15 protein-coding genes and 1 pseudogene are annotated in these 25,608 nt (G+C 36.6%); 7 read left to right on the forward strand and 9 right to left on the reverse strand.

The genetic code is table 11. The features are described from left to right. Nucleotides 1-53: 53 nt before the first annotated feature. Nucleotides 54-362: a DUF4286 family protein gene (locus GVN22_RS16695; RefSeq protein WP_166552153.1), complete on the forward strand. Its 309-nt coding sequence runs from the start codon at nt 54-56 to the stop codon at nt 360-362. Nucleotides 363-620: 258 nt separating this feature from the next. Here GVN22_RS16695 and GVN22_RS16700 read toward each other — a convergent pair whose 3' ends face one another. After that, entirely contained in the window at nt 621-2,069 is a 1,449-nt protein-coding gene (locus tag GVN22_RS16700) for a TlpA disulfide reductase family protein (protein ID WP_166552154.1), read from the reverse strand. 63 nt (nt 2,070-2,132) lie between these two features. Further along, nucleotides 2,133-2,798, reverse strand: a complete 666-nt coding sequence (ung, locus tag GVN22_RS16705; protein ID WP_166552155.1) for a uracil-DNA glycosylase — start codon at nt 2,796-2,798, stop codon at nt 2,133-2,135. A gap of 208 nt (nt 2,799-3,006) precedes the next feature. On the opposite strand from ung, the gene apaG reads away from it, so the two are divergent. Then, complete coding sequence (gene apaG / locus GVN22_RS16710; protein ID WP_166552156.1) at nt 3,007-3,393, forward strand: Co2+/Mg2+ efflux protein ApaG; 387 nt, start codon at nt 3,007-3,009, stop codon at nt 3,391-3,393. Nucleotides 3,394-3,405: 12 nt separating this feature from the next. After that, nucleotides 3,406-4,239, forward strand: a complete 834-nt coding sequence (locus GVN22_RS16715; protein ID WP_166552157.1) for an O-methyltransferase — start codon at nt 3,406-3,408, stop codon at nt 4,237-4,239. A 127-nt stretch (nt 4,240-4,366) separates the two neighbouring features. On the opposite strand, the gene GVN22_RS16720 is transcribed toward GVN22_RS16715, so the two are convergent. Further along, entirely contained in the window at nt 4,367-5,509 is a 1,143-nt protein-coding gene (locus GVN22_RS16720) for an MFS transporter (RefSeq protein WP_166552158.1), read from the reverse strand. Nucleotides 5,510-6,498: 989 nt separating this feature from the next. Here GVN22_RS16720 and GVN22_RS28425 point away from each other — a divergent pair. The 3 genes and pseudogenes from GVN22_RS28425 to GVN22_RS16735 all read left to right on the forward strand — a co-directional run. Further along, nucleotides 6,499-6,666 (forward strand): annotated as a pseudogene (locus GVN22_RS28425) (hypothetical protein); the annotation flags it as partial. Between the two features lie 16 nt (nt 6,667-6,682). Continuing rightward, nucleotides 6,683-9,598, forward strand: a complete 2,916-nt coding sequence (locus tag GVN22_RS16730) for a PAS domain S-box protein (protein WP_166552160.1) — start codon at nt 6,683-6,685, stop codon at nt 9,596-9,598. A 1-nt stretch (nt 9,599) separates the two neighbouring features. Next, the gene (locus tag GVN22_RS16735; RefSeq protein ID WP_166552161.1) at nt 9,600-10,292 is read left to right on the forward strand and encodes a LytTR family DNA-binding domain-containing protein; all 693 of its coding nucleotides are present in this window, start codon (nt 9,600-9,602) and stop codon (nt 10,290-10,292) included. A gap of 271 nt (nt 10,293-10,563) precedes the next feature. Here the strand turns inward: GVN22_RS16735 and GVN22_RS16740 are convergent, their stop codons facing one another. The 6 genes from GVN22_RS16740 to GVN22_RS16765 all read right to left on the reverse strand — a co-directional run bounded on the left by GVN22_RS16740 (nt 10,564) and on the right by GVN22_RS16765 (nt 23,424). Then, the gene (locus tag GVN22_RS16740) at nt 10,564-12,084 is read right to left on the reverse strand and encodes an ATP-binding protein (RefSeq protein WP_166552162.1); all 1,521 of its coding nucleotides are present in this window, start codon (nt 12,082-12,084) and stop codon (nt 10,564-10,566) included. Nucleotides 12,085-12,089: 5 nt separating this feature from the next. Then, nucleotides 12,090-13,229, reverse strand: coding sequence for an FIST signal transduction protein (locus tag GVN22_RS16745; RefSeq protein ID WP_166552163.1), 1,140 nt, complete (start codon nt 13,227-13,229; stop codon nt 12,090-12,092). Between the two features lie 504 nt (nt 13,230-13,733). Next, on the reverse strand, nt 13,734-15,911 hold the full coding sequence (locus GVN22_RS16750; RefSeq protein WP_166552164.1) for a DPP IV N-terminal domain-containing protein: 2,178 nt from the start codon (nt 15,909-15,911) through the stop codon (nt 13,734-13,736). A 164-nt stretch (nt 15,912-16,075) separates the two neighbouring features. Then, nucleotides 16,076-17,572 carry a RagB/SusD family nutrient uptake outer membrane protein gene (locus GVN22_RS16755; protein ID WP_166552165.1) on the reverse strand — a complete coding sequence of 499 codons (1,497 nt, stop codon included), beginning with the start codon at nt 17,570-17,572 and terminating at the stop codon, nt 16,076-16,078. An 18-nt stretch (nt 17,573-17,590) separates the two neighbouring features. Beyond that, nucleotides 17,591-20,695: a TonB-dependent receptor gene (locus tag GVN22_RS16760; RefSeq protein WP_166552166.1), complete on the reverse strand. Its 3,105-nt coding sequence runs from the start codon at nt 20,693-20,695 to the stop codon at nt 17,591-17,593. Between the two features lie 959 nt (nt 20,696-21,654). Further along, the gene (locus tag GVN22_RS16765) at nt 21,655-23,424 is read right to left on the reverse strand and encodes a DEAD/DEAH box helicase (protein ID WP_166552167.1); all 1,770 of its coding nucleotides are present in this window, start codon (nt 23,422-23,424) and stop codon (nt 21,655-21,657) included. A 928-nt stretch (nt 23,425-24,352) separates the two neighbouring features. Here GVN22_RS16765 and GVN22_RS16770 point away from each other — a divergent pair. Then, entirely contained in the window at nt 24,353-25,573 is a 1,221-nt protein-coding gene (locus GVN22_RS16770; RefSeq protein WP_166552168.1) for a hypothetical protein, read from the forward strand. Nucleotides 25,574-25,608: the final 35 nt, after the last annotated feature.

A 25,608-nucleotide genomic window follows, 5' to 3' on the forward strand; every position in this document is an offset into this window, starting at 1 on the left:
TAATGGATTTTGTTTTTATCAATAGTCAATCTTTGTAAAAGGTCAGAAGAATCATGTATTTGCAAAATGTAACTTTCAATATCGATACACAAGCCGAGGTAGAGTTTTTGTCATGGATGAAATCTCAACATATTCCCGAAATCATGGCGACAGGCTTACCAACCAATTTCAAAATCTTAAAATTATTGACTGAAGTACACAATGGTGGCGCTACTTATTCATTTCAGTATGCTTTCGAAACTAAGCAACATTATGATATTTATGAAGCAATCCATTTTGATGAATTTATCGCTAAAGTAGATGCTCGCTACAAAGGTAAATATGTATTCTTTGCTAGTTTACTGCAAGAAATGGATGCTTAATTCCATATTTAGTGATTGCGTGATTATTCTCTAGTAGAGACGCAATGCTTTGCGTCTTAAGCGGAGTCAAACATAGCATAGTGGTATTAAAAAAAGCGCTCGAAAAATAATTGTCGAGCGCTTTTTTTAATGAAATTTATAGAACCATCCTAATTTCAACATTCGGTTTGGCACATCTCTAGATGCAAGGGATCGCGGCTCTATTGGCGTATTTAGCATAACTCTTTCACGCACTCACCAATCACTCAATGCTGGAATTTATTTCTCTTCTAGTAATTGTATCAACTCTCCCAAAGTTCGTGGGTCGCTAGGACGTTTGGCGTTTTCGTAAACAATTTCCCCCTTTTTATTGATAATCAAATACCTAGGAATCGCTTGCAATTTAAAGCGTTTGGCGGCTTCAGAGTACCATCCTCCTTTTGAAAACAAATTAAGTCCTTCCATTAAAGCATGTTTTTCAACACCCTTTTTCCACAATTCTTCTGTATCGTCTACCGAGATATACAAAAACTCAATATCTTTTTTGAATTTGCTCGGTATAGATTGCATGAGTTTTTTGGAATAAGGAAACTCCTCAATACATGGTTTACACCACGTTGCCCAAAAATCAATATACAAAATTTTACCTTTCAGACTCGACAACGCAACACTATCCCCCTTTAGATTTATAGCTCTAAACGAGCCATCCTTTGCTTCTAGTACTTTCGCTATTTCGGCGTCTTTTGCTCCTAAAATAACTCCACACTTATCTTTAATTACTTTTGACCAAGCATCGGCAGTAGAGGAGACAGACAAAGCAGCAAAGGTATTACGAGCTACAGAAGGCAACACTTTGTCACAATTATTATAAAGCAAATACGCCAAATAATACTGATAACTTAGCAAGGGCAAATGTTCTCTAGCAAAATTATGCTTATCGGTCATTGACTTACTTTGATCTTTGTACTTTTCAAAATCGTGTGCTTTTGAGTTAAAATAGGTCACATAATAGCTCAAAAAGCTTCGATATGAGTCCGAAAGTAAGGCATCGTCTTGCAGTTTTTTGGTATCCAAATCGGCCACCAAAGTATTTGGCAAGGCCATTACCTTAGTGAGAGCGGTATTTGTATTGCCTTTGACAATAGGATATGCCAACAAGTAGTTCCAATAATTCCAGCGAATTTGGTTTTCAATATATTGCTTAAATTTTGGTGAAAACTTCTCCAATCCTGTGGCTTTTTTATAAAAATCGGATTGCGCTTTCTTAGCATCAAATAATGTCATTTCCAATGAATCTATCGGGATTTCAGCCATTTGAGCAAATACTTTTGTAGCATTGAAATTATCAGCAAATTTTTCATTGAATTGCTGTAAAAAAGCATTTTCAGCATTTAATGAGCCCTCTATCTGAAGCGATTTTGGCCAATCTTTACCATCAATTTTAATCTTTACTTGATTTCCCCTTTCCAAATACAGATGAAACACTTTTCCTCTAAAATTCAAATCTACAATTCCTTCGTCTGCTATCCCAAATTGAATGGCATCAGATATACCAGAGGCTGCCACAAAAAAGTCTTTCCTCACTTTTGCTCCAAGAAACAGTGGATCATACGAAAGGTATAAGGTATCTTTTCCTGTATTGGTGAGTTCGAGAGATACTACAGACTGCTGTGCCAGAGTACCAAACGAACAACATAAAAGAATTAAAACACGCAAGATTTTTTTCATAATAAACTGTATAAGCGAGAGTTATGAATTGCGAATACACTCACAATTCTACATGAACATTTGTTACCACACAATGGGTTGTTGTCCTCTGTTGAGCAAATAAGCATTGGTCTGTGAAAAATGTTTATTACCAAACCATCCGCCTTGATTAGCCGACATTGGTGAAGGGTGCTTGCATTTCAACACCAAATGCTTTTTAGTATCTATCACAGCACCTTTATCTTGAGCATATTTTCCCCAAAGCAAAAATACCACACCTTCTTTTTCATCGGACAAACATTTGATTACGGCATCGGTAAACTGTTCCCAACCTTTTTTTTGATGTGAGCCAGCGCTATTAGCTCGCACAGTCAAAGTGGCATTCAACAATAATACACCTTGAGTTGCCCAGCGCTCCAAATTTCCAGATGCAGGCATATCTGTACCTAAATCGTCTTTAATTTCTTTGAAAATATTGATTAAAGAAGGAGGAAAAGCAATTCCATCGTTGACTGAGAAAGATAATCCCATCGCTTGATTAAGGCCATGATAAGGATCCTGCCCCAAAATAACTACCTTTGTTTGGTCGAAAGGACATTTATCAAAAGCGTTGAAAATGAGTTTTCCAGGAGGATATATCTTTTGAGATTGGTATTCTTCTTTTACAAATGATACTAATTGAGTAAAATACGGCTTTTCGAACTCACCCGCCAGTCTGGTCTTCCATGAAGACTCTATTTTTACATCCATACGTTCTTGGTGTTTTACAGAAAGTATTTAATTATTCTAAAAATTGATCTATGCTTTTTTAACAAAACTACACATTTTCACATTTTCAAACCTAACTTTGTATTTGTTAATACAGTAGCAAAATCGGAATTATATTTATTTTTACGCTGTTAAAACATAAAGAATTTTGCACCACTTGTAAATTCATCATACCCAAATTGTAAAAAACATGGTCTCGGCAATTACACATGGCATTAAAGTAACTGTAGAAACAGAGTATCAACCACAATACTCTAATCCATCTCATGCCCATTTTGTTTTTTCTTATCGTATAAAAATCGAAAACGAAAGCGAATATACTGTCAAGCTACTTCATCGCCATTGGATTATTGTCGATGCCAATGGGCTAGAGCGACAAGTGTCGGGCGAGGGCGTAGTGGGTCAACAACCTATCATCGAACCAGGGCATTCGCATGAGTATTCGAGTGGTTGTAATTTCAATACCTCTATTGGCAAAATGAAAGGTAGTTATACCATGGAGCGTGTATTTGATGGGAAAAAGTTTAATGTTGCCGTTCCTGACTTTACGATGACAGTGCCTTATCGTTTGAATTAATTCTTGATTATTTTGATTCTATCTTATCTAAAATACCTTCTAAAAGCAGGTGATGAACATTCGGTTCATTCGCCATTTGTATTTGATTTATATTACCGTGCCATCAAATCACGCGATGGTCGTTATTTGCAATTAGTCCGTGTTGAGCCTCCCGATGCCAACGCACCAAAGCGCATTCAAAACGATCCCGAACATATCCTATCGATTGAATCACTTCGTGAAGCCCTAAAGTCAGATTCCAGAACTATAGAAATTACAGAATTGGGTGCAGGCTCAAAAATTCATTCTGGCAATCAACGAAACATATCAGACTTAAATAATACTGCTCAAAAACCAACTAAATATGCACAGCTTTTGGCTCGATTAGTTACCTATTTTCAGCCATCTACCATTTTAGATTTAGGGACTTCGCTAGGACTAACCACTGCCTACATGGCATTGAGTGGTCAAAATGCCAAAGTGTACAGCTTTGAGGGATGTCCTCAAACAGCTGCGATTGCTCAAGAAAATCTGGCAAAATTGGGTATTAATAATGTTTCAATCATCAAAGGGAACATCGACCATACGCTTCAAGAAGTTGTCAGTAAACTCTCCTCACTTGATTTTATCTTTGTCGATGCCAACCATCGCAAAGCTCCTACCCTTTCCTATTTTGAAATTTGTTTGCCCAAAGTTCATGAAAATTCGATTATGATTTTCGATGATATTTATTGGTCTAAAGAGATGACCGAAGCGTGGGAACAAATCAAACAACATCCCAGTGTCGGTATAAGCATCGACTTATTTCAGTTTGGTATCGTACTTTTTAGAAAAACACAAGCCAAACAGCATTTTGTGTTGAAATAAGCAATAAGCACGTCATGAATAGATAGTTTACAAAGGCTGGCAAAAATCTGCTATGGCGGATATTGGATTGCGGAGGTAGAACATTTTATAAAAATCTTCAATATTTCCGAAATCAGAAATCCCAAATCTACAATTGATTGTACTTTACTTTTCTTACAAAATATAGCCCGATTAAAATGATGATTACTTCAAAAATCACAAGAGCACGAACAATGCCCAAGGCATCAGATAAATAGCCAAGGAAAATAGCAGGAATGCCAAATCCGATGTATCCAACAAACATAAATCCCGAAACAGCTCGTGCTCGTTGTTCGCCACCAATATTAGCAATAATAGCTAATCCTCCCAAATATGAAAACCCATAGGCTGCCATTCCAATAATAGAAGCCCCTATCAAAATAATCAGTAAGACAGATAGATAACACCCTAAAATCACTAAACCAAAACCCAAAGGAATCAATAGATAGCCAATTTGTACAGCTTTTTTAGGATTAAAGTTTCGGATAAATGGTTGCAAAAATGCACCAGTCCAATTAATTAAAACCAAACAAAAGCCAGCGTATGTAGTCAAGCCAATCAACGCCAACTGTCCAGGAATAATAGCAATGACAATACCTGTCACCGCCCAGCAAACACCTATCCCAATATTGACAGGAAGTGCATTTTCTGGAAAATAAGGCAAACGCATCACCTTTCCTCCTTGGGGCGGCAAATCTGGTAAAAACAACATCAATAATACACCTATAATAGTTAACCCAATCAAAACGGGATAACTCAGCGGCACCAACGTAAACTCATGGATAATAAGCAAGGTGGTGGTAAGTGCTCCTCCACTAAAACCGATCGCCGTAGAAAAAGACGCTATATTGGCCGCTTGCGTGGCTGGATGTTCTTCTTGATTAAGCGTCAGTATTTCTGTTAAATAGGCTGTTCCTGTACCCATACTCAAGCCAAGGGCGATTCCCTGACAAAAACGAGCTATTATCAAAGTATATACCGCTGGATGAAACGTTATCACTGTTGTAGAAGCCAGAGAAAATAACACACTCAATAGCATGATTTTTTTGCGACCTATCCTATCTGAAATACCTCCCAAAAAAATGTAACAAGGCAGCATCCCCACAATATAAGAAGCCAACACCAAGGCCGTTTGTCCATTACTTAAGCCTTCATTTTGGGCATAAACCCTAAATAATGGCATCGAAACATTCACGGCGAGGGTGACTAATAGCAATGCATAGGCAATAATATATTTTGCATTCTTTTTCATTTTTTCAGGATATACGAAAAATTTTGTACATGGTTTAAGAAAATTATCAAAAAGCGTAAAAATTATTTTAAATTCTTGTAATTTAGCACTCATACCCATCCATAAAACCATTGAACATTTCTGCTGTAAGAAACATCTATTTATTTGATTTTTTTGAAAATATTATTTTATAGATGTTATGTAAAATCGCAACACTTCTAGGAATATTAACGCTTGATGTTTTCACATCTTTACTATTTTTGTCTGTACCTCGCTTTTCTGGTACAAAAAGTATTTTGTCATAATATTTGTATATACATTTAATTTGAATACTTTCATTGTCAAAATTCAATAAAATTGTGAGTAAAAACATAGAAATAATTAAAGATTACAAGAAGATGCACGATTTTTGCTAATGATTTTCTCAAAGACTATTGCCAAATTATTGAAACCCTTGAAACAACATATATATTCTGATTTTTCAACCAGAACCATCTTCTCTATGCACTCTTCATACGAGAAAGTAAAGGGAAAATCTTCATTAGTCAATAATCTCTGAGAGTAAGGTAATGTAAGGCTGACGCCAAAATCCTTAATTTGAAACCCATAAAAAAACAGTCATCCATACACAAATACCTCATCACACTGATATAATCTTGAGAAAATATAACTAAATTTTGCTTAGACAAAGTTCAGGAAAAGAGATTGGTGTTGCTTAATATAAATTGCTAAAGATATCATAGCTTTATCTTTCTGATAAACCCAGCAGAAAATAAACCGTCAAGAAGAAGTAGACTCTAATTTAGGATAAGACCATCGTCATTCAATTCTTGCTTGATATTGAACCCGAATCTAACAGATTACTTAACCATATTGTAACTTCATTATATTTCATCCACTTATGAAAAGTATAGTTTTTACAAATTTTCTCGAAAAAGCTGAAGCTCGTTCTGGCTAAAATCATCGCTTTGTTCAGGACACTGACCCCTGATACTTAATTACCTCGTTTTGATACTCAAAAGATTACTGATGAGCATTTCGTGCTAATTTATCATTCAAACCGCAGAATGGGAGACTTTGCACTTGGACTGTTCCTAAATTGCTTAGATCATCACAACCCCAAAGCAGATATTCAAATCTCACAATTTAACGAAAGAAGGCTGCATAGTGCGTTTTGAAATTATAGCTAAATAAATGAATACTAACGAAATAGAGCTACTAAAAACGAAACTTGAGCGTGAAAGAGCCGCTCGTATTCAAGCTGAAACAATCTTGGACGAAAAGGCTATGGAGTTATTTGAGTCTAATCAAAATCTGATTCGACTTAATCAGCGCTTAGAAGCTCAAATCAACGAAAAAGTTTCTGAACTCAGTAAAAGTGAAATCCGCTACAAACAACTTATTGAATCTGTTCAAGACATTATATATAAAATTTCACCTGACGGATATTTCACCTTTGTCAATCCTATCATTGAACAGAGACTGGGGTATCTAGATAACGAAATCGTAGGGCGACATTTTACAGAATTGGTACTTCCTGAATATCGAGAATCACTCGTCAATTTTTATTACGAGATGGTAGCAACGAAAAAAGAAAGTACCTATAATGAGTTTCCAGTATTTCATAAAGATGGACATATCATCTGGATTGGTCAGACGGTAAGATCAATTTTAGAAAATGGTGAAATCAACGAACTGGTAGCTGTTGCTCGTGATATTACCGACCGTAAATCAACAGAAGAGATTCTTAAAAGTACCCAAATTCGTCTTTCAACCCTGATTTCAAATATGCAGTCAGGTATCTTAGTTGAAGACGAAAGTAGACATATCATTTTAGTAAACCAGTTTCTCTGTGATACTCTCGGCTTCAATACTTCTCCAGAATCACTAATAGGCATTGACTGCGAAAGCGCACTACAGGATCTTAAAAACTATTTTAGTGAGCCTGAAGAGTTTGCTAGTCGTGTCAATACCTTAGTCGAAGAACAAAAGCTGGTAGTCAACGAAAAGGTTCGAACAGCCGACGGACGAATATTGGAGCGTGACTATATTCCAATATTCATTGATGAACACTATACAGGGCATCTTTGGAGATATAATGATGTTACCGAAAATTTCAATACCCAAGAAACGATTCGTAAAAGCGAGGAAAAATATCGCGGCATTATGAACAATATGGAATTGGGATTGCTAGAAGTAGATAACGATCAAACCATTATACGAGCTTATGATAAGTTTTGTAAAATGGTAGGATATACAGAAGCCGAACTCTTGGGAAAAAATGCGATGGAGCTATTTCTTCCTAAAGAATTTATCACAGTTATTGAGGAACAGCAAAATCTTCGAAAAATTGGAGGAAGTAGTTCTTATGAATTGCCTATCCTTAAAAAAGATGGAGAAATCCTATGGACACTCATCAGTGGAGCCCCGATTATTGACGAACATGGAGTCACTGTAGGTTCTATCGGGATTCACTATGACCTAACTGAGCGCAAAACGCTAGAACAAGAATTGAGTTTGGCAAAACAAATTGCCGAAGATGCTCGTCAAGCTGAAAAGCAATTCTTAGCCAATATGAGCCACGAAATTCGTACGCCTTTGAATGCAATCATTGGTATGGCTCACCTATTGTTTGACACCCATCCTACCAATCAACAAGTAGAATACCTTGAGATTTTGAGAAGTTCAGCAGACTTCTTGCATAGTCTCATTTCTGACTTGTTGGATATGGCAAAAATCGAAGCAGGTAAAATTGAAGTAAACCATAAGGAGTTTGACCTCGTAGGTTTATTAAAGACGGTTCAGAAGGTATTTGAAATTAAAATTGGAAATCGTCCGCTTGAAGTAAATGTCATGATTGACTCAAAAATTCATGGTGCTTATATCGGCGATGACTTATTGCTCAATCAGATTCTATTAAATATCATAGGCAATGCAGAGAAATTTACCGAAAAAGGCGAAATCAATATCACAGTTCGTCAAATAAAAGAAATTGCCAAAGATGAAGTATTATTGGAGTTCCAAATTGCAGATACGGGTATCGGCATTTCTCCTGAGAAGCTAGAACTGATTTTCCAAAAATTCAAGCAAATCAATCACCAAGGGCATAAGCATAAAGGAACAGGCTTGGGCTTGGCCATTACCAAAGAGCTTATCGAGCTTCAAGGAGGCGATATTCATGCAACAAGTGTAGAAGGAAAAGGTACAACTTTTATTTTCTCATTACCTTACAAAAGAAGCGACAATATTATTATTACAGCGCCAGCGCCAAGTAGTAAACTTTCAGAAACTAAGGATTTTGAAAATGGACATATCTTGGTTGTTGAAGACAATTTGATGAATCAAAAGTATATTTCAAGTCTTTTAAACAAATGGAATCGCCACTTTACGGTAGTTTCGGATGGGCGACAAGCTGTAGAACAAATTCATAAACACAAGTTTGATATTATTTTCATGGACCTTCAGATGCCACACATGGATGGCTACGAAGCTACTATTGCTATTAGAAGTACCCAAACACCTAATCAACATGTACCTATCATTGCCCTTACGGCATCGGCTATGCTCGACCAAAAAGTGAAGGCTATGGCAGTAGGTATGAGTGATTTTTTACCAAAGCCGTTTGCACCGAATCAATTATTTGAAATGCTACAAAAATATAGAAAACTCTCTAATGAGGAAACTGAAGATGATTTTGAAGAAATCAGAACAGTTCATATTACCGAACCCCCAACACAGCAAACAACTACCGTGGAAAACCCTATTGACTACGAGCGACTAGATGAGATGTATGAGGGAGATGTCGAATATCAAGCCGATATGTTTGATACCTTTTTATCTGATGTTTATCCCGAATTTAAAGATTTGGCGCCATTTGTGGAGCAACAAAATTTTCCAGAATTGAAAAAATTGGCTCATAAGCTCAAGCCAACCTTAGGGATGGTAGGTTTAACTCAGCTCGAAAAACAACTTGTCGAAATTGAGCGTAGAGCCTTAGACAAACCAGAGTATTACGACCTTAAAGCTAAGGTAGATCAATTGCTGAAGGCGTTGAACCAAATTCATCCAATTTTAGAAAAAGAGTTGCAACGCTTACAAAACCTCCAATAAAATGAAGTTACGATGTATCATTGTTGACGATGAAATCATGGCCAGGAAATCCCTGCAAAAGCTATGTGAACAACATAGTGCTTTAGAGTTGGTGGCCATTTGTGAAAACGTCCAACAAGCCCTTAAAGTACTAGAACAAAACGAGATTGATTTGATATGGCTTGATGTTGAAATGCCTGAAATGACAGGGTTTGATTTATTAGAAAAAATCACCACCACTACCACACAGGTGATTTTGACAACATCAAAAATCGAATATGCTTACGATGCGTTTCAATACCAAGTAACAGATTATCTGAAAAAACCCATTACAGGTCCTAGATTTAATCTTGCTGTAGAAAAAGTCTTGGACTTACGACAGAAAAAAGATAGTCCATTACAGCAGCATAACGAGATTTATATTAAGCATGAAGGTAGGTACATTAGGCTCCCCTATTCAGATATTCAGTTTGTAGAGAATATTGGAGATTATGTAAAAATCTATACCAGCAAGCAATCGTACGTGATTCATACTACGATGAAATCTTTGGAAGAAAAGTTAGGAAAGCAGTTTTTACGAGTCCATAGGTCATTCATTGTTCATCTCGATAAAATTGTAGACATTGAAGAAAACAATTTAGTGATTGCCAATAAAGTTATTCCTATTAGTAGAGCCAACAAATCAGAATTGATGAATAGACTCAATATGCTTTAAAAATATAACGCCCTCAAGATTTAATACTCCTCCTTAAAAAATATAAAAAGTGGTAAGTTTTCATCTGAAAACTTACCACTTTTCTTTTATACAGACCTACAGTTAGTGACAAAATTAAAATAATTTTACCCGCATTAAGCTCTTGGTTTTATGCTGAAGCTAAAAGTTGAAAAGAATTTCTCTTGAAATAATTTAAGCTTTTTTGCCTAATGCCTACGGCTTACTGCCTAAAACGTATTAAGGCAATTTTATTTTGCATTAATACTTAACATCAAGAACCACGATGACTATATTTTCCAATTTTTTGGAATAACTCTTTTGGATTAAATGGTTTTGTTACATAATCATTCATTCCAACTTCAAAAGCTCTATCTTGATTATTGAGCGTTGCTGAAGCTGTTAATGCAATTATTGGAATGGTTGGATTAAGTTCACGAATACGTAAAGTTGCGGTATAGCCATCCATTTCTGGCATCAACAAGTCCATCAAAATTACATCATACTTGCCATTTTTGTATTTTTCAACAGCTACCAGACCATTTTCAGCTACATCAAAATCAATTTCCCAACGTGTTAAAAACTTCGACGCTACCTTAACATTGACTGGATAATCCTCCACCAATAGCACTTTCACTCCTTTCAAACTTACTTCATTGATACTTTCAGCAACAGGAGCTTGAATAGTTTTGATACCATTACCAATTTTTAGTTTTAAGGTAAAATAAAACTTCGCACCTTTTCCTTCTTCACTTTCTAGTTGAATTTTACTACCATGAAGTTCAAGCAACTTTTTGGTAATGACAAGCCCCAATCCTGTACCTCCAAACTTACGAGTTGTTTCGGAATTGGCCTGTGTGAATTGTTCAAAAATCAATTCTTGCTTATCTGGAGGAATACCAATACCTGAATCTTTTACCGATACATAAATCTGGGCTTCTTCGTCAGTTTTGCTAACCAAAGAAATTTCTAAGGAAATACTACCATTGATTGTAAACTTAACCGCATTCGAAACCAAATTGGATAAAATTTGTCCCAAACGAAGAGGGTCTCCAATTAATGAATCAGGAATATCATCATCCACCATCAGACGAATTCTATTACCTTTTTCCTCAGCCTTTACCTGATTGGCTCTTTTAATATTAGATACTAATTGCTTGAAATCAAATGGAGTGGCTTCCAAATCAACTTTTCCTGCTTCAATTTTACTAAAGTCAAGAATATCATTGATAAGTACATGTAGATTATCCGTAGAAAACTGAAGGGTCTTTAAGTTGTCAGCCATCGTAGGAGAACATTCCTCTTGTTGCATAAGATAGGTCATCCCTACAATGGCGTTGAGTGGCGTTCTGATTTCGTGGCTCATCATTGACAAAAACTCAGACTTCGCTTGAGTAGCTTTTTCGGCAGCATCCTTTGCCTGACGAAGCTCAGTTTCCATTTTTTTACGATTGTCAATTTGCTTCTGCAAATAGTCAACCAAAAGCAACAAATTATCGGCGTCGAATGAAGGTAAAGAATTGTCTGTTTCAAGCGAATGAATTGCCTCAATCAACTTCTCAATCGAGCGTCTGCGTTGACCTATTTCATCTTTGAGGCGAATGTTTATTTCGGCGTATTCTTTTTCATTAAGAGACGAAGAGTGCTCAAAAAGCTCCTTATCTCTATCAAAGTTTACGTAGGAGTCACTAACTACTTTCAAAAATTTCACCACATCCTCTCTTCCTTGCGATTCTGTATCAAGAAAGCGATTTACCTGTTTTGAAAGTAGTTTATGTAATTGATCGTTTTGCATATAAATCAAATCTCTGTAAATGTCGTAATAGTCATGGTTTGATTGTGAAGGTCACACTTGGCTTCGGCCATCAACGGCGATATTTCCCCATACGAGTAAAATCCTGTAATACAGGTCTCAGGACCAAACACCTCACGGGCTGCTTCTAGTTCTTCTTCGGTTCGGTATCCTAAAACTAATCGGCGACCAACACAACTAATCAAAATCGCTAATTCAGGCTTAAATGAAAGCGATTGAAGCGCATTTTCAGCTGCTTCAGAGGAGGCATCAAGTAGATTATCGAAATTAGCCTTCATAAAGCGAATCAAAGCACCTTTAGGAATTTCTCCAGCAAAGGTCATACTCTGTTGTTTTTCGTCAATAGAAAGGATAGTACGCACAACTGGTGCTGAGTCGGCATCTACTCGCATCGACAATGGAAACAACAATGCTGCTCCAGGCAAGTCTTTTGCGTATTTGCCTAAATATTCTTTGTAAAGCTCAAGCGCAGGTTTTCCTCCAATTGAGTACAGTACATTATATTGTGATTGAGTAATCTCACGCTCAGGACCAAAAACATCCCAACCTCCCATCGTTCCGTGTCCTATACGTAGGTGGCTTCCATAAAAGCCAATTCCAATGATTTTTCCTTCGGAAGGTTCGGCATTTAGCCCCACTAAAGTCTTCTCAAATCTATCATCATCGCCAGCCAATCCACCTGTAACAGTAACATGTGGAGATGTATGTTCGTTGAGTGCACGCACTAACGCACTACCATTTACCACACCACCATCAGATATAACCATGATATGCACCAAATCATCGGCTTGTAAAGCCTCTACCAACTGGCAAGCGGCTTGATAACTCTCACTGGTATCACTAATGCTGATTTGTGTTGTTTTGATTTGAGTATTCTCAAATTGTAGAGCAGTAACCACAATAGTTTGTGTTTCGACCCCTGTATTAAAAATCTCTCCTGCAGTAGAGTTAATCACTATTTCAGCATGTGGAAAATCCTCACGTACTTTCGAATAAACTTGCATTTGTTCGAATAACTTACGTTCTCCAAATACGATGACTAATTGTGCTTTTTCTGAAGAGAAACCTTCATCGATTCTTATACTCTCCCAAGCGTCTGAGCGATAGGTACTTTGACAAATTTTCATTGTGTTAGAGAGATTAGATAATGCAGTTTAATGAGTTGGCGAGGAGCATTACTACACTTTGCTTTTACTTGTGGTATTAGTGTTGGTAAAATAATGGTCGAATCTAAATAAGCTTTACTCACAACTTTGTACAATTAATTCTATACATACTACTGTTACTTCTTAAAATACCCACAACTTAAATGCCAATTTATGTCATTAAGGAAAAGTTTCTGTGGTTTTGTTTTATTACTAAAATTTTAAGAGTGGTTAGGTAGTTTCGGCAAGACCGAAGAATTTTTATAAAGTGGTTAGGTTGCTTATCTATATCTATTGTAATCTAATGCTATTGCTAAGAAAGTGTCGTCGTTGTTTTTGACCCTTGATTGAACAAACTTACTTAATCTAGGTGGATTCAACCAATAATTTCGATAAACTGTAGTTTTTGGGCTTTTTTTGGTGAAAAACTAACTGTATCATAGGTGTAGAACATATTTATTGTGAATATCTTCGTGCACTTAGCACTTATTTTCCGCCCGGAGGACAATATTTTCTCAGATAATTAGTGTAAAGTGTTGAAAGGTGTTTGCTCGTTCCTTCTCCTTCACTAATACCATGTGAACGGTTTGGATAAGCCATAAACTCGAATTGTTTATTGTACTTAATCAATTCATTCAATAGCATTTCTGCATTTTGATAATGTACGTTATCATCACCTGTACCGTGGATGTACAATAAATGTCCTTGCAAGTTTTTAGCATGAGTAATTGGTGATCCATTCACAAAATCTTCTTTATTTTCTTGTGGTAATCCCATATATCGCTCCTGATAAATATTATCGTAAGTCAACTGGTTGCCTACCGCAGCTACCGCAATACCTGTTTTGTATATTTGAGGATATTGGAACAATAGGTTTAGCGTAGTAGAACCTCCACCACTCCATCCCCAAACTGCTACACGAGAGCTATCCATATAAGGTCTTTTCAACAAATAACTCGCCCCTGCTGCTTGGTCTGCAATATTGATTTGACCAATCTTACGATAAATTGCCTTACGCCACGCACGTCCTTTAGGAAGTGGCGTTCCACGTCCGTCGATAGATACATAGATATAGCCATCTTTACCCATATCACCTTGATAAAGGTTATTACGACCTGTATAATATTCGTCTTTGGTTGTGGCTCCTGCTGGCTCAGTGTACACATAAAACACCACAGGGTATTTTTTGGTAGAATCGAAGTTAACAGGTTTTACCATCCAAGCGCTCAATTTCACGCCTCCTTCTATCGGAATATCAAAAAATTCGATTGGACGTTGAGCCAAGCGTACCTTTGAAAGTTTAGCTTCAATTCCTTCTTTGCCACCCGCCACACTGTGGTCAGGAAGATTAACCACCTCACTCATACGGCTAATTTGGCTTGAATTGAATGAATGAAAAGCCATTTTTTGATCTGGTGAAATTTCATACGAGTGTGTACCACTTTGTGTCATTGGTGTAATACGAACACTTTTGCCTTGTCCGTCCAAAGTTGTACTAAACAAATAACGTTGACGAGGGTTATCCGGTGAAGCAGTGTAATACATTTTATTATTTTGCTCGCTATAACTCAAAATGTCAATCACATCAAAATCTCCAGGCGTCAACAGTTGTTCTTTTCCATCCAAAGTAATTTTATAGGCATGATTCCAACCATCTTTTTCAGATATCCACAAAAACGATTTTCCATTGTCTAACCAATCCCAACCTACGCTTTCGCCTGAACGATTGTTAAATTCGACCCAAGCTTCATCTGTTTCTTTATAAATAGCTGTGGTAGCAGCAGTTTGTGCTTCAGCTATAAACAAAGTAGATACATTTTGCTTACGATTCAATTGTTGAATAATCAGCTTATTGGTATTAGGTACCCACTCCATTTTTGGAATGTAGTTATTATTAGTAGCCCCAGGAAGTTTCATCCATTTGGTTTGCGATGTTGCCAATAACACTACGCCTATACGACACGAAGAAGGTGTTTGACCAGCCTTCGGATATTCAACTGGGACAATTTTTGAATAAACTGAATCAGTATTATTAATCATGTAAAAGTCTCTAATTGTATTAGCATCTATTTGCCAATAAGCAATCGACTTACTATCAGGACTCCAACGGAAGCCATCTCTACACGAAAACTCTTCTTCATAAGCCCAATCAAATGTACCATTGATGAGTTTTTTTGTACCATCCTTAGTCAAAGAAGTGATTTTATGCGTTGCGATATTTTCTGCATAAATATTGTTTTTATAAACATAAGCTACAGATTTACTATCTGGTGAAATTTTGGCAAACATCAAAGAAGAGGTATCAAATCCTTTTCCTAGTTGTGAAAGCTGGTTGGTTTTGAGGTCCAGAATCCAGTAGTCTCCTTTTGTATCATAACGCCATACTCTTTTAGTGTTAGTATAAATAAGAACTTTTTGGTTGTCTTCCGAAAAGCTGTAACTACGAACTTTGAGTTCGTCATTGGCACCTTTAGGAGTAAGTAAATTTTTGGCAATTACCACATCTTTTTGTCCAGTAATGGGGTTGATACGAACGATCTGATTCGCTTCCAAAGTAGTATAATCGCTTCCACCTTTGTTCCAATTAATAGACTGCTGAGCCGTGGCGGGAAAAAGTAAACATAGGAGTGCAAGAGCACTCAGTAATCGATGAAGTTGTTTCATAAATTTAGTTTTTATTTTAAAGGGTGAATTTCTTACAAATATTGGAAGGAAAAAATGAATTTATGATGATTGGCTTCAAGATTGAGCCAAAATCTGTTCATTTAGCTACAAAACAAAAGAGGCTACCCTTTCGGATAACCTCTTTTAAATTATTACTCACCAAATTATGGGTTTGGTAAACAATCTTTATTTACGTTAATCTCTGTCTGAGGAATTGGCCAAATATATGCTGGCGAAGTTGTTGGAATCGCAGCAACAGTTGGTTTAGCAGGAAGAGCTAACAAATTACGTTGTAAATCAATCGAACGGAATCCTTCACCTAAGAACTCGATGTTTCTTTCTGTTAAGATTGCACTTACTAAAGCTGTACCTGTTGCAATATCAGCAGCAGCATAAGCTGTAGTAGAACGGCCACGTACGGCATTTAACAATGCTAATGCAGAAGCATCAACAGCAGTACCAGCCAAACGAGCTTTCGCTTCTGCCAAGTTCAACAACACTTCTGAGTAACGAATTACTGGAACGAAATCTTTGTGAACAGGTCCCGTAGGGAATTTAAGCAAACGGATACGACCACCATCACCAGCGATATCATTTTTGATAAAATTGGTTCTACGAGCATCAGTTGCAGTAAACGCAGGGTTTCCTACAACACCAGCTGGATTCAATGAATAGTCACCAATACCAGTTACAGGAACATAGTAACTATGCAAACCATTTTGAGTACCTGGAAGGTCATTATCACCCATTGGGAATGAGAATATAGACTCCACTGTTGTATAAGGAGCTGCAAAAACCGAAGCAATATTTGCTTGAAGCGCATTTGCTACACCTGTTGATGCTTTGAATGGAGAAGTTGTTGAAACGATTTTATTAGCTTCAGTTACTACATCACTCCATCTGCTCATTTGTAAGTAGATACGAGTCTTCAAAGCAATAGCAGAGTTTTTATGAGCACGAGTTGTGTTCAACAATGCAGATGAATACGAAGCTGGCAAGTTTTGCTCTGCAAAGTTCAAATCATCTAAAATTTGAGCATATACTTCAGCTACTGTACTTCTTTTCAAATTGTTGTTTCCGCTACCAACTTCACCTTTCAAACGCAAAGGTACACCAAGACTAGCACCTGCATCTTTATTGAAAGGTTGAGCATAAGTATTTACTAAAGAAAAATAAATCAATGCTCTCAAGAAACGTGCTTCTGCTTTGTATTGAGAAGTCGTTGTTGCATCTACTACATTTGGATTTTTATCCAAACCTTCGATAAACAAGTTTGCACGGTTTACAGCAAGATAGGCTGCATTCCACATGTTAGTCGGCTCGTTTGAAGACGAGTTGTTGGTGTGGTTCCAAGTTTGTAAACCAGTCACACCATTTGATGTAACGTTCAACCAGTTTTCGCCACGGATTTCGTTATAAATTAAATAACGACCTCCAAACAACTGACCAGACTTAGCACTACCATACAAGCCATATACTTGAGCCAAAATACGGTCAGGTGTTGCAAATGCCTGTAAATCAGACAATGATGTAATAGGAGTTGGTTCAAGTAACTCTTTTTCAGTACAAGAAACCGTTACCGTCAACATCATGAGAGCAGCCACAGATACTTTTAGTGTCTTCCCTGCATTTTTAAAAGCTACGTTTATATATTTTTTCATCGTATAATCAATTTAAAATTAGAAATTAAGCGAAAGACCTACTGTGTAAGTACGCGCCTGTGGCGTAGAGTTACGGTCAACACCAGGAGCAATGTTTGAACCACGGTTAGTTGAGATCTCAGGGTCAGCACCTGTGTAGCCAGTAATCAAGAATGCATTTTGTACTTGAGCATACAATCTTGCACTAGAGATTTTAGCTTTTTCTAACAAACCTTTCTTGAATGTGTAACCCAAAGAGATATTACGCATACGAATAAAGTCTCCTTTTTCTACGTTTTCAGAAATAGGGTTTGCAGAACCGTTAGATACGTTATCACCGAATACCAAACGTGGGATGTTAGTCACATCTCCAGCTTTTTGCCAACGGTTTAAGATTTCAGTGTGGTTGTTCCATGCACGTTGATCACGCAAACCAGCTTTAGTACCATTGTAAATATAGTTACCTCCTGAGAATTGCATGAACACGCCTAAATCAAATTGCTTATACTTGAATGTATTGTCGAAACCACCGAAGAAAGTTGGCATACCAGTACCCCATACTTTACGGTCAGAACCTGTGATAGCTGGAGCAGTAGAGCCATCTTTCACATAAGTCCATTTTCCTGGGTGAGAATACTGTACTTCTTCACCTTTTGCGTTAACAAAAATACGTTGACCGTTTGCAGGGTTAACACCTCTTGTTTCGATTACGAAAATACTACCTACAGGATATCCTACACGAACGATATTTGAACTTTCCAAACCACCAGTTGATGCAATAATGTCAGCGTTATTATTAGCCAACGCCAAAACCTCGTTTGAGTTAGTTGAGATATTAAGGTTAGCATTCCAAGTGAAGTTTTTCTTCTCTAACACCAAAGCGTTCAAAGTAAATTCGACACCTTTGTTTACCATCGAACCAACGTTTGTGTTGATTGAGTTGTTTGGTACACCACGTGAAGGAGCTTGTGGCTCAGCCAATACTAGGTCTGTGATATTGTTTTGGTAGTAGTTCAATTCACCAGTGATACGGTCTTTGAACAAACCATAGCTAATACCTACGTCAACTTTAGTACTTTGTTCCCATCTCAAGTTAGGGTTACCTGCTTGTGCAAATGCCCATGTTGGAGTAGAACCATATAAACCAGAACCAAATAAACTCAAAGAAGCGAAATCACTTACACCTGTATTACCTACACGACCCCAGCTACCACGCAATTTCAATTCATTGATTGTGTTGCTGATTGAAGAACCTTTCCAGAAAGCTTCTTCTGATAAACGCCATCCTAATGATGCACCAGGGAAACTACCCCATTTGTTACCTACTGCATAAGCAGAGTAACCATCGCTACGTAATGTAAATGAAGCTAAGTATTTCTTGTCGAAGTCATAGTTCAAACGACCGAAGTAAGACAATAAACCGTTTTGTGATTGGTAGTTGCTACCTACTACGTTGTTTACAAAGCTACCTTGGAATGAAGTAAAGAATGGATCAGATACTCCTGTACGACCAGCACCCCAACGGTTGATAGTGAATTTTTGTGCTTCAGTACCAACTACAACAGTAAAGCTGTTTTTATCAACGTTGAAATCATAAGTCAAATAGTTTTGCCAGTTCCACTGCTTGATATTAGTGTATGTGTTATAAGCAGAACCGTTTGTAGTACCAGCTTCACCATGGATTGGGTTTGAGAATTGAATATCTTCAATTTGAGTGTTATCCATACCGTAAGACGTTCTGAATACCAAACCTTTGTACAATTTAAAGTCAGCAAAAATGTTAGCAATCAAGTGAGCATTTTCTGAAGTAAACTTACTCAATTCCAAATCTGGAAGTGGGTTATAGTAACCACCAGGACCAACAAGGTTTTTACCTAAACCTAAGTTGTTAGCAGATCTGTTGATATTATAAGAACCATCAGCGTTATATGGTGACACGTTTGGAGCCAATACCAATGGCAAACGACCTAAACCACCTGTTGAGAAAGCACCAGTAGTACCAGTGTTAGGTGCTTGGTTGAATGAATTAGCGTATGTAATGTTCGAACCAATTGTGATAAAGTCTGTCAAACGGTGAGACACGTTCATACGACCAGTCATACGGCTAAATGTGTTTTTCTTCAACATACCGTTTTGATCTGTATAACCTACTGAGAACGAGTACTTCGTATCTTTGTTACCACCATTCAAACTCAAGTTATGGCTTTGAGAGTATCCAGTTTGGTAGATATAGTCATACCAATTTGTATTTACTAAACTACCATCTGCATTATAGGAAGGGAAGAATTGATCAGCCAAGCCAGCGTTTCTAGAAGCTTCATTCTTGATGTCCATAAATTGTTGAGCATCTAACATTTTGAATCTTCTGAATGTTTGAGTTGCACCTACCCAAGTGTCATAAGACAATTTTGCTTTACCTTCTTTACCTTTTTTCGTAGTAATCAACATTACACCTGCAGCAGCTCTTGAACCATAGATAGCAGTAGCTGAGGCATCTTTCAAAATCTCCACTGATTCAATATCAGATGGGTTAATATCACCTAAAGGGTTATTTACAGTGTAACCACCCGCAGAAACATCACCAGAGTTGATTGGCATCCCATCAATTACAATCAAAGGTGACGAGCTTTGGTTGATTGAAGATGTACCACGTACACGAATAACTGGAGCGTTGTTCAATACACCGTTTGGAGTTGTGATATTCACACCAGAAACACGACCTTGTAAACCTTGGTCAAATGATTGAACTGGCTGAGTTGCAATTTCTTTACCAGAAACAGATGTTACAGCACCAGTAATTACTTTTTTACTTTGTGAACCGTAACCCATTACTACAACCTCGCTCAACTCAGAAACATCTGATTCTAACTGAACATCGATAACAGAACGGTTACCAACTTTGATTGAAAGTGGCTTGAAACCTACAAAAGTAAATACCAAGGTCTCGTTTGGAGAAGCATTGATGGTGTAATTACCATTTCCAGCTGAAGTTGTACCACGAGTAGTACCTTTCACAGATACACTAACTCCTGGAAGATCTGAGCCATTTTCGGCCATTGTGACTTTACCTGTTATTTTGCTTTGAGCAAAGATTATGCTCGCAGAAAACACTAACAGCATGGTAAGTAGAAGTCTCTTTTTCATGCAATAAAAGGGTTTTACTTGTTGACGTTTTTACCTGACAATTGTTGATTTATATTTATTAAAACTAAATCCAAAATGTAAAGAGAGGCCAAACAATCACCACGTTGAAATCAACGAGTAATCAATGCTACAGCGAAAGAAGTAGCGTTGCCAATTTTTATGACTTGGGGAATTGATACTAAGGAATGATAAGAACAGGTTAAGGTATCTTTGATAGTTTCAACAAAGACCGAACTTATCTGGAATATAGTATCAAAACAATCGGGAAGCTTGTGTAACAGTTAAGGCGATACATTTAAGCTTACTTTGTAGCACTGATTGTGGCTCAAAGATTTTATTGAAGCATGTTATAGAATTCTATCTTTCATGCAGTTTACGGAATATAATTTGTTGATGATTAAAACTGACTTTAGTTTGATTTTGTATGTGTTTGATTTTCTAAACTGAGGTGAAATTATACATTAACAATTAGTTTAACAATTATTTATATGCCACTTATTTAAAATTGTTTTAAAAATACAACGAAAAATAAGTTTAATCACATTTTTGACTCTATTTTTAGTAGTCGTATATACAAATAATAGAAACAAATCGATAATTACTACTCCTTTGTCGACATTTGAGGTCTTTAAAAGTAACTCTTAGAAGCTGAGTATTTATACTTATCTCAAAATATAATTCTACTCAAATCAACAAAACCAATGCTATATTCTACAAGTATCTATTTTTACCAAATAATAACTCGATTACTTTATATGCTAAAATTTACTTTAATTTATTGAGCCAATAATAAGCATTTAAATTGTTATAAATAACAATTTGATAAAAATAGTTATAAATTTAAACAAAATAACCATATTTTACTATATTTTTTTATTACTAAAAGTATAGCTAGAAATATAGAAAATAAAAAAGGCCGCTGTTTTCACAGCGGCCTCCAATCTATATGAATTAATTGCTTAGTTATTAGGCTTTGCAATCTCTACATTTACTTTTTTACCTTTGATAGAAGCACCTTCCATACGGTTCAATACAGTGTTTGCAAATTCTTTTGGAACATCTACAAACGAGTATTTGTCAAAGATATCAATTTGACCTAAGACGTTACCTGGAATTCCAGATTCACCTGCAAATGCACCTACGATATTCGCTGGAGAGATTTTTTCGTTGAAACCGATATTAACAAACATTCTTACCATGTTTGCATCGCGACGGTACGGACGACCTTGTTTGTCAGAACGAGGACCTCTATCTTCCGAACGACCACCTCTATCTCTGCTATCACCACGCTCAGAACGTCCACCACGGCGATCATCACGACCACCTCTTTCAAAACGACTTTCACCACGACGACCGCTATTGTCTCTATCTCTGTTGTTGAAACGGTCACGACGATCAAATTCTCCGCTTAGGTTTTCGTCAGCGAATTCATTTTTCGTGATACCCATGTTCATTTTCACCAAAGCAGAAACTACTTGTTCTGTAGAATAACCTGCATGTTGTAGTGCTTGTAATACATCTTCGAACAATTCTAAATCACCTTCTTCGATAGCTCCACGTACACGGTCGATAAACATTCCTTTTTTCACACCTACTACGTCGGAGAATGAAGGAATTACACCTTTGTCAATTTTCACTTTAGTGTAATTCATGATTTCACGAAGACGGTTACGCTCAGCACCAACAATCATCGTAAATGCCTTACCAGATTTACCAGCACGACCTGTACGACCAATACGGTGTACATAATATTCTTCGTCTAAAGGCACATCATAGTTGAATACCGCATCTACGTCGTCTACGTCCAAACCACGAGCCGCTACGTCTGTTGCAACTAATACGTTTACAACACCCGAACGGAATTTAGACATTACATTAGTACGTTGAGCTTGACGCAAGTCACCATGAAGACCTTCAGCAGCATAACCACGCAATTGTAATTCTTCTACTACTTCGTCAACTCTTTTCTTCTGATTACAGAATACCAATGATAATTTTACTGAATAGAAATCCATCAAACGAGTCATTACCTCCATTTTCGCCTTACCTTTTACATCATAGTAAAGTTGTTCGATATTGGCGTTAGTAATTTCGTTCTTCACAACTTTCACCAATTTAGGGTCGTTTTGGTAACGAGAAGTCAAGGCCATAATAGGCTTCGACATCGTTGCTGAGAAGAAAATAGTTTGACGTTCTTCTGGTGTTTCTTGTAAGATGCTTTCAATATCCTCTCTGAAGCCCATGTCTAACATTTCATCTGCTTCATCAAGAACTACTTTACTAACATTTTCTAATTTTAAGGCACGACGCTCAATCAAGTCAATTACACGACCAGGTGTACCTACAACGATGTTTGCACCTGCCTTCAATGATTTGATTTGGCGTTCGATAGAGTCACCACCATATACCGTAGTAACCCAAACACCTTTTTTATGCTTTGCAAGTTTTTTTAATTCTTCTGTTACTTGAACCGCCAACTCGCGAGTAGGACAAAGAACCAAACCTTGAACTACCTTTTCGAAAGGAATTACTTTTTCTACAATTGGAATACCAAAAGCAGCTGTTTTACCAGTACCTGTTTGCGCCTGCCCGATAACATCGCGACCTTCAAGAATGAATGGAATTGCCTCAGATTGGATTGGAGATGCTGTCTCAAAACCCATATCTGCTACCGCTTGTTGAACTTCTTGTGATAATGAAAGTTCGTCGAATCTTAATAATTGACTCATTGTTTTTCGAAATGTCGGTAATTGACGTAACCTTAGTTACAAGGCATCAGAGATGTCTGCCATTCATTCGTCCTGAACAGAATGGTGAAAATCCCTATCTATGGCTTGGTCAAAAACGACAAAATTGTGATTGTTAAAATTTGCTTTAATGATGCCCGAAACATCCGTTAAAGCTCTGGAGAAACCGATTTAAACTGATAACAGTTCGAGATTGGAAATTGCTTCATGCCAAGAAGCGAACACAGAGACGTGCGGATGTTTTTGTATAACGGGTACAAAGGTATCCCAAGTTTTTTGCATTAACAAATATAATTGTATTTTATTTAGAATCATTTTCTAGAAGATACGGCATTTTTTATAGCCTATCGAGCTTATCTCAATTCTTTTCTTTTAAAGAATGACGTCTTTCTATACTTTAGCAAATTTTATTTTAAGAATATCAATTTTATCCAAATATATCGTTAGTTTTTCTTAAACATTCTACTTTTCTTTCATTATCTACCAACCCTTTCATTTTGAGGAAATAGTTAAATAACAGATACTTACTTATAGCTATAAGCAATAAAGCTAACGCCATTGGAGATTTGGTTGTTCTTTTTCGAAAATCCTTTTACTCAAACATTTCTATTGAATGAACAAAAAACGTTTATCTAATCGTTAACAATATAGAGCTATTTCTCTCCCATTAGAAATCAGGAATTGCCCAATTAAGACCTTGTTTTAACTAATAGGTCTTTCCAACGATTACCATTTATTGAGTATAAATACAATAGCATAAATATAACTTTTCCAGTTTATCTTATAATCAATATAAGAATACTTGATAAAGCAAGATAAAAAATGCTAAGGAATTTAGACCTTTGACAATTAATTAATAAGCATTCCGTTCTTGATGGGAAAATTCCAAAACTATTTCTGGTAAAGCACGATGAAAACATTCTCATTCCTTTTTTTGATCCTCTTTGGCTTAACAACAACTATTAACGCTCAAATTTATTCTGATTCCTTGATTGTCAACATTCAGAATAATCTGGTTAAGCTACAAAACGAAAATGAAAATCTCAAAGGACGTATCGAACTACAAAGCGTTTCTTTGAACGATATTTCTAAAAATCAATCGCTCACTGACCGTACAAAGTGGGAGAAAATCCGTACAAATTTGGTCAAAAGTGCAGAGGTATATAAAATTCTGAGCGATGATATTATTGACCTAAAATCACAGGTAATCAACCAAGATTATCAAGGTTATATCAAAAAACTCAGTAGTGTCGAAAAAGGACCCTTAGGTTTTTCTTTTGAGGAGGTTATTCTTAAAACAGCTCAAAACAAGGCAATTTTCGATAAAAAAGAGAAAAATGAGCGTTTTGTATCCGTTCTCAAAAGTTTAAAAGATAGTCCTATCGTAGGTTTGATTCCTTATGCTTCACAAGCGGTGAATCTTTCGACTGCGGCTGTAAATGTAGCATACGCGGCAGGTGTACAAGACAAAAAGGTAAACTTTGACAAAATCAAAGAGTTTGAAAAAGAACTTCAACGTTATACTGGTTTTTATAATGCTTTGGACAAAGCTAACCTAACTAACGCTACTTCGAGTTCACAAACGGTCACTCTTTTGGAAACATTACAACTTGATGTTTTAGAAAAATTCAAAAAAGACGGTCAGAAAATAGGCTTCAATCCAAGAGAGATTCGTGGAGATGAAACCATTGATGACTATTTCAATTATGTAATGGGAGAATTTACGCCAGAGTTGATGCGTAAAAAAATTACAGAAATTGAAAAAAAATATACAGGAAAAGATGGTAAAGTAAATCTTGGAGAATTGTTGCAATCTGAATTAGATGTACGTCATGTCAACAACAACTTAGATTACTTACAATCACTTTGTAATCGTTTTGTTGGGATTCATGATAACTATTTTGACCTCGAAACTCGTTATTTTGAGCAAGTAAAACAAGCCATCAATGTAGCCAAAGGCAATAATATTATCGAGGCTGTGGGTGAAAAAAATGCCCAAATGGTGTATGACGATTTAATAAAAGATTTGACATCAAAGAAGAAAAAGAAAGATGCTGCTATCAAATCGAGTATCAATATCAAAGAGTTAAAAGACAAAATCGACTCTGTTGATATTTATAAAATTTTGTAATAGACGTCTCAATACTTTTGTCTTGAAATTAAAGC

The sequence above is a fragment of the Cellulophaga sp. BC115SP genome, assembly GCF_009905545.1.
Lineage (GTDB): Bacteria > Bacteroidota > Bacteroidia > Cytophagales > Spirosomataceae > Flectobacillus > Flectobacillus rivi.

Coding starts and splice junctions, on each gene's coding strand:
- apaG (WP_166552156.1), top strand. CDS start 3,007: ATGGTCTCGGCAATTACACATGGCATTAAAGTAACTGTAGAAACAGAG.
- GVN22_RS16730 (WP_166552160.1), top strand. CDS start 6,683: ATGAATACTAACGAAATAGAGCTACTAAAAACGAAACTTGAGCGTGAA.
- ung (WP_166552155.1), bottom strand. CDS start 2,798: ATGGATGTAAAAATAGAGTCTTCATGGAAGACCAGACTGGCGGGTGAG.
- GVN22_RS16765 (WP_166552167.1), bottom strand. CDS start 23,424: ATGAGTCAATTATTAAGATTCGACGAACTTTCATTATCACAAGAAGTT.
- GVN22_RS16735 (WP_166552161.1), top strand. CDS start 9,600: ATGAAGTTACGATGTATCATTGTTGACGATGAAATCATGGCCAGGAAA.
- GVN22_RS16700 (WP_166552154.1), bottom strand. CDS start 2,069: ATGAAAAAAATCTTGCGTGTTTTAATTCTTTTATGTTGTTCGTTTGGT.
- GVN22_RS16740 (WP_166552162.1), bottom strand. CDS start 12,084: ATGCAAAACGATCAATTACATAAACTACTTTCAAAACAGGTAAATCGC.
- GVN22_RS16695 (WP_166552153.1), top strand. CDS start 54: ATGTATTTGCAAAATGTAACTTTCAATATCGATACACAAGCCGAGGTA.
- GVN22_RS16750 (WP_166552164.1), bottom strand. CDS start 15,911: ATGAAACAACTTCATCGATTACTGAGTGCTCTTGCACTCCTATGTTTA.
- GVN22_RS16720 (WP_166552158.1), bottom strand. CDS start 5,509: ATGAAAAAGAATGCAAAATATATTATTGCCTATGCATTGCTATTAGTC.
- GVN22_RS16760 (WP_166552166.1), bottom strand. CDS start 20,695: ATGAAAAAGAGACTTCTACTTACCATGCTGTTAGTGTTTTCTGCGAGC.
- GVN22_RS16745 (WP_166552163.1), bottom strand. CDS start 13,229: ATGAAAATTTGTCAAAGTACCTATCGCTCAGACGCTTGGGAGAGTATA.
- GVN22_RS16755 (WP_166552165.1), bottom strand. CDS start 17,572: ATGAAAAAATATATAAACGTAGCTTTTAAAAATGCAGGGAAGACACTA.
- GVN22_RS16770 (WP_166552168.1), top strand. CDS start 24,353: ATGAAAACATTCTCATTCCTTTTTTTGATCCTCTTTGGCTTAACAACA.